This is a genomic window from Pseudofrankia coriaricola (assembly GCF_032027725.1).
In the GTDB taxonomy this organism is placed as follows: domain Bacteria; phylum Actinomycetota; class Actinomycetes; order Frankiales; family Frankiaceae; genus Pseudofrankia.
The window spans coordinates 40,531-48,184 of the sequence record NZ_JASNFO010000106.1 but is presented as its reverse complement, the minus strand read 5'-3'; the positions used below and the strand labels follow the sequence as shown (position 1 = coordinate 48,184).

Annotated in this window: 10 protein-coding genes and 1 pseudogene; 7 read left to right on the top strand and 4 right to left on the bottom strand. The window is 68.8% G+C overall.

Going from position 1 to position 7,654, the window contains the following annotated elements; genetic code table 11:
* A pseudogene (locus QOZ89_RS40405) lies at window positions 1-253 on the top strand (hypothetical protein); the annotation flags it as partial.
* Here the strand turns inward: QOZ89_RS40405 and QOZ89_RS40400 are convergent.
* The 3 genes from QOZ89_RS40400 to QOZ89_RS40395 all read right to left on the bottom strand — a co-directional run bounded on the left by QOZ89_RS40400 (window position 254) and on the right by QOZ89_RS40395 (window position 1,809).
* Entirely contained in the window at window positions 254-454 is a 201-nt protein-coding gene (locus QOZ89_RS40400) for a maleylpyruvate isomerase N-terminal domain-containing protein (RefSeq protein ID WP_312629386.1), read from the bottom strand. It abuts the pseudogene before it with no gap.
* Window positions 454-618, bottom strand: a complete 165-nt coding sequence (locus QOZ89_RS47940; RefSeq protein WP_083418684.1) for a fumarylacetoacetate hydrolase family protein — start codon at window positions 616-618, stop codon at window positions 454-456. The genes QOZ89_RS40400 and QOZ89_RS47940 overlap by 1 nt, the downstream gene beginning before the upstream one ends.
* Window positions 619-1,017: 399 nt before the next feature.
* On the bottom strand, window positions 1,018-1,809 hold the full coding sequence (locus QOZ89_RS40395; RefSeq protein ID WP_083418683.1) for an SDR family NAD(P)-dependent oxidoreductase: 792 nt from the start codon (window positions 1,807-1,809) through the stop codon (window positions 1,018-1,020).
* Between the two features lie 73 nt (window positions 1,810-1,882).
* Between QOZ89_RS40395 and QOZ89_RS40390 the strand changes: the two genes are divergently transcribed.
* Window positions 1,883-2,341, top strand: coding sequence for a MarR family winged helix-turn-helix transcriptional regulator (locus QOZ89_RS40390; protein WP_071049078.1), 459 nt, complete (start codon window positions 1,883-1,885; stop codon window positions 2,339-2,341).
* Window positions 2,342-2,437: 96 nt separating this feature from the next.
* Here the strand turns inward: QOZ89_RS40390 and QOZ89_RS40385 are convergent, their stop codons facing one another.
* Window positions 2,438-3,139, bottom strand: coding sequence for a GntR family transcriptional regulator (locus QOZ89_RS40385; protein WP_071049076.1), 702 nt, complete (start codon window positions 3,137-3,139; stop codon window positions 2,438-2,440).
* 403 nt (window positions 3,140-3,542) lie between these two features.
* On the opposite strand from QOZ89_RS40385, the gene QOZ89_RS40380 reads away from it, so the two are divergent.
* The 5 genes from QOZ89_RS40380 to QOZ89_RS40360 all read left to right on the top strand — a co-directional run bounded on the left by QOZ89_RS40380 (window position 3,543) and on the right by QOZ89_RS40360 (window position 7,606).
* Complete coding sequence (locus tag QOZ89_RS40380; protein WP_071049089.1) at window positions 3,543-4,391, top strand: fumarylacetoacetate hydrolase family protein; 849 nt, start codon at window positions 3,543-3,545, stop codon at window positions 4,389-4,391.
* Between the two features lie 91 nt (window positions 4,392-4,482).
* On the top strand, window positions 4,483-5,409 hold the full coding sequence (locus tag QOZ89_RS40375; RefSeq protein WP_071049074.1) for a VOC family protein: 927 nt from the start codon (window positions 4,483-4,485) through the stop codon (window positions 5,407-5,409).
* A gap of 171 nt (window positions 5,410-5,580) precedes the next feature.
* Entirely contained in the window at window positions 5,581-6,330 is a 750-nt protein-coding gene (locus QOZ89_RS40370; RefSeq protein ID WP_198543252.1) for an ABC transporter ATP-binding protein, read from the top strand.
* A complete protein-coding gene (locus QOZ89_RS40365; RefSeq protein WP_071049072.1) occupies window positions 6,327-6,560 on the top strand; it encodes a hypothetical protein in 234 nt (77 codons plus the stop codon). Before QOZ89_RS40370 ends, QOZ89_RS40365 begins: the two co-directional genes overlap by 4 nt.
* A complete protein-coding gene (locus QOZ89_RS40360; RefSeq protein WP_116271528.1) occupies window positions 6,557-7,606 on the top strand; it encodes a branched-chain amino acid ABC transporter permease in 1,050 nt (349 codons plus the stop codon). The genes QOZ89_RS40365 and QOZ89_RS40360 overlap by 4 nt, the downstream gene beginning before the upstream one ends.
* Window positions 7,607-7,654: the final 48 nt, after the last annotated feature.

Here is a 7,654-nt window from a genome sequence, read left to right as displayed (position 1 = left end):
GCTGTGCCTGACCCCGACCCAGGCGTCCTGGGCCAACCCGATCGAGGCCCACTTCGGCCCGCTGCGCGGCTTCGCCCTCGGTAACAGCGACCCGCCCAACCACCCGGCACTCGCTCGCGACCTGCACGCCTACCTGCGCTGGCGCAACACCCACCGCCGCCACCCAGCAGTGCTGGAAGCCCAGCGCCGCGAACGCGCCCGTATCCACTCCGAACGCCAGCACCGCTGGGGCCACACCAGAAACGCCGCCTGATCAACAAGAACCGACCCGCATTCGCGGACAACGCACTAGCGCATCGGCGTTCGCCGCGATGTGGGCGAGCAGGTGCCCGCGGCTCCACCCGGGCAGCGAGCTCGGGGCGTCAAGGGCATCGTCGTCGAGGTCCGCCTCCTTGGCGAGCAGCGCCGTGCCTTGTTGCATCCACCGTCGGGCATCGGCGAAGGTCCGGCGCATCAGCTCGAGGGCTCCTTGACGACCATGTTCTCCAGGCGGCCGAGGCCCTCGATCTCCGTGACCACTCTCTCGCCGCCTACCAGAAAGCGCGGTGGGTTGCGTGCGTGGCCGACGCCACCCGGGGTCCCGGTGGCGATGATGTCGCCTGGGCGCAGGCGCACGATCGTCGAGGCATGTCAACGGCGTGTTCCCCGCGGCGCGGTGGGGGTGGGCCCGGCAGGCATACCAGACCCGGGCCGTCAACCGCGGGTACCACAGCATGGTGGAGGCCGAATCATGAACCGGCGACGGATGCCGCACGCCCTCACCACTGAGCTGGCCGTGTCGGGTTGGCCACTGGCCTGAACCCTGGAGCGGGGCCGGAACCTGACTCGCGCGGAAGCCATCTACGACCGTGTGCTGGTTTCTCCGTTTGGGGGCGGCACAGCGCTTCGCCAGCTGAGGCGACGCTGTGGCCCTGCGCGAGCTCACAACCGCGCCTGCTCAGGCCTCCCGCGGTGCCGGGATCGGGGACGGTGACAGCCCGGTCAGCGCGCACAACCGGGCCGCACGCCTGGCTGTTGTCAGCTGTCCCCGGATTGCTGATAGCGGGTTGCGGGCACCGGCCGGTTGCCGACGATCAGGGCGGTTTCAGCCGTGACCAGTGCGCCCAGGGCGGTGGACTGGTCCTCCAGACCCGGGATGCAGATCGACTCGCCGAGGCGCAGGCCGGCGAGACTGGCCTGAACCACGCCTTCCGCCGACATCGCGAACGGCGCGGTGAGTCCGGCCCCCTCGTTGAACTCCGTCGCGACCATCCCAGGGCATACCACCTGGGTCCGGATGGCGGTTCCGGTGAGTTCCACGGTGAGAGTCCGGGTGAACGCCACGGTGGCCGCCTTCGCCGCCGCGTACAGGGTGCGCCGCGGGAATCGTCCGTCCGTCTGCGCCGCGCTGAACGCCAGCAGTGAGGCGACGGTGATGATCGTGCCTTCGTTGGCCGCCAGCATTCCGGGAAGCACAGCGCGCACCAGCTCGATGGGCGCCACGCCGTTGAGGCTGAGCAGGCGGTCGACGTCGACCGGGTCCACCTCCGCCAGCCGGGCGTAACCGCCCGCGCCGGCGTTGCTGATCAGTAGCCGGACGTCCCCGGCGGCGAGGCGATCGGTCACCGTCGCCACGCCAGCGCGCGTACCGAGGTCGGCGGACAGTAGGTCCGCGGTGGCGCCGGCGTCACGCAGTTCGCCCGCTAGGTCGGCCAGCCGGTCCATGCGCCGGGCCACCAGGACGAAATCGCAGTCGGCAGCCAGAGCCCGGGCATAGGCAAGACCGATGCCGGACGAGGCGCCCGTGATCAAGGCAAGAGTTCGAGTCACAAGCCGATTGTTGGTCAATTGCCTGTGAGTCATCAAGTGTTTGATATAGATCACCTGGTTGTAAGGTTGCCGCATGACGCGGGACGAGGGCGAGTCGGTCGGTGCCGCTGCGCTGGACCGGGTGATCTGGGCGCTGCGCCGGGCCGAGCTGACGGTGCGGGCCGTCAAGGAGCAGCAGCTGCGGCCGCTCGGCATGGCGCCGGCGCACTATTCCCTGCTGATCTCAGTTCACGTCGAACCCGGCCTCACCGGTGCCGAGCTGGCCCGCCGGCTCCACCTCACACCACAGGCCGTGGCGTCGCTGGTCGCGAGGCTGACCGAACGGGGTCATCTGGAGCGACGCCCGCATCCCCGGCACCGGCATGTCCAGGAACTGCACCTCACCGACGCCGGCCGCCAGGCACTGAGCTCCGCGGACGCCGTGATCGCGTCGATAGAGCAACAGATCACCACGCGGCTGGGGCCCGACAACGCTGCGCGGTTCACCGCACTGCTCGGCGAGGTGATCGACGCGGTCCGCGACACGGAGTAGGAGCGAGGCTTCTGTGAGGCTGGACGGCTGCCGAGAGTCGGGGAGACGGAGCTCGACGGTCTGGAGGTCGATTCAGCGGCGATGTGATCTGCGAGGTCAGCGGGAGGGAGCTCTACTGACCTCGTCCGATTCGGGTGAGTCGGCTGTCGCGGCGTCGTCGAGCAGTTGCGTCGTGCGGGCGATGTGGTCACAGAGGGCCGCGGCCGCCTCCTCGGCCTCGCCCGCGAGCGCGGCCGCGAGGATGCGCCGGTGCTCCGCGGGGACATCTCGGGTGCTTGCCCCCAGGGGCACCGACCAACGTCGGTAGAGCTCTGCGGAGGCGCGAAGGCTCTCCGCGATGTCGAGCAGTCGTCGATTGGGGCAGGCTTGCAGGGCCACGGCGTGGAACCGGGCGTGCGCGGCGGCCCACTCCTCGCTGAGGCGGTGGGGATCCTCGGGAACTGTCTGGGAAGTTCGTTCGAGGGTGTGATGGGCGGCCACCAGGGCGGCCTCCCACTCGACGTCGCCGTTCTGGATGGACAGCCGGATGACGTGCCCCTCGACGAAGATCCGCGCTTCGGTCAGCGCGAGCAGGTCCGTGTGGGTCAGGGGGGTGACGCGGAAGCCGATCTGGGGCTCGCTGACGACCAGGCCCTGGGCGCTGAGCCGGGAAAGACTCTCGCGGACGACGCCCACGCTGGTGGAGTAGCGCGTGCAGAGGTCGGCGAAGGGCAGCTTGGCTCCGGGCGGTAGGCGGCCGGCAAGGATGTCCGCGCGCAGGACGTCGTAGACGCGATCGGTCTGGGTCTGCCGAGGCACGGTCTCAGTCTAGAGAGCGTGCGAAAATCAGGCAAACGTTCGAATCCTTCCCCTGGACCCTCGTTCCGCCGTGATCACCAGGCTTCGACTCAAGTGGCCGAAGCACCCGGCGTGCTTCGTTGATCAGGCCTGAACGCGAACCTCATAGCTGTTTTCGAAAATATCTTGACGTGTCGAAGTCGGGGGGCGTACAAGGTAGCTGTGCGGGGGCCGACCGGCTCCGTGGGCGACAGTCGGGGGCGCGGATGCGCGTCGGAGTCTCATGGTCCGGCCGTCCCACAGATCAGACCGCGTGGCGCCACCGCGACGCCCTCGCCCCGCTTCACAGTCGCTGACCCTGCCCGTGCGGTCGCTGACGCTCCGGCTCGTGGTCACGCCATCCCCCGAGATGGGAAGGGAACTCATGCGCATCGGAAACCTCGAGGGCCGGCTGGTCCTGCTGGCCGGCGGAGGTGCGGTGGATGTCGCGGCGGCTAGCGAGGGGCGGTTCGGCCCCGACCCACAGAGCGTCTATGCCTGCTGGCAGGAGTTCGTGGGCTGGGCCGCTGTCGCCAACGTCGACCTCGACGGACGGCCGTACGACATCGCCGATCTCGGTGCCCCGGTGCCCAACCCGCGGCAGATCTTCGCAATCGGCCTGAACTACCGGGAGCACGCGTCCGAGGCCAGCCTAGCCGTGCCTGATGAACCGGTTGTGTTCACCAAATACGTCTCATGCCTCACGGGGCCGGTTGGCGAGATCGAGCTGGTTCCCGGGGAGGTCGACTGGGAGGCCGAGCTCGTCATCGTGCTTGGCCGTGGGGGCCACGAGGTTCCCCTCGGGCAGGCGCGGGACCTGGTTGCCGGCTACACGATCGGCCAGGACGTCTCCGAGCGGGTCCGCCAGCGTTCCGGGCCCGCTCCCCAGTTCGGCCTGGCAAAGTCTCACCCCGGGTTCGGGCCGATCGGTCCCGCCGTGGTCACACTCGACGAGCTGGCCGATCCCGACGACCTGGCGATCGGCTCTGTCCTGGCGGGGGAGAAGGTACAGGACGGTCGCACCAGTCGGATGATCTTCCCCGTGGACGAGCTGGTGTCCCGGCTCTCTGACGTCGTCACCCTGTTCCCGGGCGACCTTATTTTCAGCGGAACGCCAGCCGGTGTCGGGATGGGACGCACGCCCACGCGGTTCATCCAGGCGGGTGAGGAGCTCGTCACCTTCATCGAAGGCCTGGGCGAGATGCGGCACCGATTCGTCGCCCCGAACGACTGAGCTACGGCACGCCGCTTGCCGGCCTTTTCATTGCTGGACGACCGATGCACCGCCCATCACCCGGACGCCACCGGTGAATGAGGAGCGAGACATGGCATTACACGGACTGGCCTCGATTACCGTCGGCGTACCGAACGTGGCCGAGACCGTCGCCTACTACGAGGAATTCGGCCTGGAGCAGACACGTCCTGCTGTCCTCGCCTCCACAGACGGCGGTGAGCAGCTCACCCTGGTCGAGACTCCCCGCCGGCGCCTGGTGGAGGTCGCCGTACGGGCCCAGGACGCCGACGACATCGAGCGCTGCGCGAGCCGCCTGCACCGTCTGGGCCTGCCGTTCGACAAGGCTCGGGACCGGTTCGTCGCGGTAGAGCCGATTACCGGAGTACGGACGGTGGTGATGATCAGCGAGCCGATGCGGATGCCGGCTCGTCCCGCTCCCGGCGCGAATGCCCCGGGAGTCGTCGGCCGCCCGTCCGGTCAAAGAGCCCCCGCCACCGGTCGTCATGGTGCTGTACGGCCCCGACGGTTGGGGCACGTCGTCCTCGGTACACCGGACCAGGAGGCGACCGTCCGGTTCTACACCGAGGGTATGGGTTTCAAGGTCAGCGACTACATCCCCGGGCACGGCGCGTTCCTGCGCTGCTCCACCGATCACCACAACCTACTCGTCCTCGGCGCGCCCGTGCCCTTCCTGCACCATTCCAGCTGGGAGGTCGACGACGTCGACGAGGTCGGGCGCGGCGCGATGAACATGCTGACGGACCACCCGGAACGGCACGTGTGGGGGCTTGGCCGCCACTACGCCGGCTCCAACTTCTTCTACTACCTGAAAGACCCGGCGGGAAACTTCTCGGAGTACTTCTCCGACATGGACTGCATTGTCGATGACCAGCTCTGGAAGCCCGAGGAGTGCGCGGGCGCCAGTGGTCTGTTCGCGTGGGGCCCGCCGCCGCCGCCGTCCTTCCTCCACCCCGAGGACCTCGCCGCCCTGATGACCGGATCCCATTCCGCGGCCTGACCTCGGCCGGTTACGCGTCGCGTTCAATCTTCGACGGCCGCCCAGCACCTGGTACCGGTGTCGACAGTCCACGCTCGATCTTTTCCCCGCGCCCCGGTTGCGGCTCGACATTCCCGTCGGCCAGATTTCCCCACCCTATGTCCGCATCTCGTCCGTCAGGAGCGTGAGTGCGTGAAGGCGCATTTGGCAAGCGCTGTCGCCCCGGTGGTGACGGCCAACGGAGCCGAGGTCCGCGTCGAGCACGTCAGCAAGCGCTTTGGCGGGGTCGTCGCCGTCGACGACGTCTCGTTCGCCGTCGCCGCCGGGGAAGCCGTGGCGGTGATCGGGCCCAACGGCGCGGGCAAGAGCAGCCTGCTCAAGGTGCTGTCAGGGACGTACCGCCCCGACTCCGGCCGCATCCACGTCGCCGGCCGCCGCACCGACGTGCTGTCTCCACAGGCAGTGGCGCGTCATGGCGTCAGCCTTGCCCACCAAGTGCCGCGCGCGTTCCCAAACCTGACCGTCCGGGAGAATGTCATGATCGGGGCGCTGTCAGGCCGGCCCGGTCACCGCCAAGGTGCGATCGGCGGCGTCGAGGAGATACTTTCCCTCTGCGATTTGGCCGGTAAGGCCGACGTTCCCGCGATACGCCTGCGCCTGCTCGACCTCAAGCGGCTGGAGCTCGCTCGCGCGCTGTCCACGAACCCTTCGTTGATCATGCTGGACGAGGTCACCGCCGGCTTGAACGGCAGCGACCTTCGCGACGTCATCGAGCTCATCCGCGGCATCCACGCGCAGGGCCGCACCCTGCTGCTCGTCGAGCACGTCGAGGGCGTTGTTGGGACTCTGGTGGATCGCGTCGTCGTCCTCGACTGGGGCCGCGTCATCGCCGAGGGCTCGCCGACCGACGTCGCCGCCGACCCGCGGGTCCGCGAGGCGTGACCCCGACCGCTGGCACGCAGTACCTCCTCGTAGGAATCGCGGTGGTGGTACTGGGCGGCGTCGGAAACGTCCTCGGCACCTTCTTGGGAGCGCTGTTCCTCGGAGTCGCCCGGTCGGTGGCCGCGGCCTCCTTCGGTGGCGGCTACCGGGATCTTGCGGTCTACCTGCTGTTCTTCGGTGTCCTGACGGTCCGGCCGCAGGGCTTGTTCGCTCGGAGGGCCGCCGCGTGAACGCCACGAGCACGACCACGACGACTGCGACGGCACCGACGGCCAGGCGCGGCGTCAGGCTGTTAGGCAGCCCATTTCCTTGGCCGCTGCCCGCCTGGACGGGTGTGCTCGGGCTGGCGGTTCTCGCGGGCGTCGGGACTCGAGCCGACGTCGCGTTGTCGCGTTACCAGCTGGATGTCGCGACGACGCTGCTCGCGTTCGTCGCGTTGGCCCAGGGGTGGAACGTCCTGGCCGGATACGGCGGTCAGTTCTCCCTCGGTGTCAGCGCATTCGTCGGTACCGGCGCCTACGCAGCCGGCCTGAGCCAGCTCCACCTCAGCTTGGCCTACCCGGTCGCCATGGTCGTGGCCGGTGGTTGCGGCGGCCTGCTTGCTCTGGTGCTGGCCTGGCCGCTGTTGCGTCTGCGGGGGGACTACTTCACCATCGGCACGCTCGCCGCCGCCCTGGCCTTGCAGGCATGGGTGATCAACTGGTCTTTCGCCGGCGGGTCCACTGGCATCAGCCTGCCCCTGCAGTCCACCCCCGGACCAGTTGCCGTCTTCCGGCTGGCCTGCGTCGTGGCGGGGTTGGCCCTGGCGACAACCTTCTACGTTGCGCGCTCCCACTTCGGTCTGCGTCTGAAAGCGGTCCGTGACCACGAGGCCGCGGCCATCGGGCTCGGTGTCTCCGCCTTCGGGCACCGTCTCGCCGCACTGGTTATCAGCGGTGTCCTTGGCGGGCTCGTCGGCGGCGTTGTCGCCATGCAACAGGTGAGCTTCGAACCGGTCGGCATGCTGGGACTCGGCTGGACCGTCAACGCCCTGCTGATGACGATCGTCGGGGGGATCGGCACCCTGGTGGGCCCCGTCGTCGGCACCGTTGTCGTCTACTACTTCCTAACCAAACAACTGGCCGGCTTCCAGAGCCTCAGCATCGTGATCGAAGGTGTCCTGCTCATCGGCGTCGTCCGTTTCGCGCCGCGGGGACTATGGCCGCTGATTACCGGCCTACCCGCACAGGCGAACCGACTCCTTCGACAGCGCGCGAGGGCCCGCCCGAGGCCGTGAGCCGCCGCCGCACAACCCTATTCACCGGCGATCCGACCGCCGTCATTC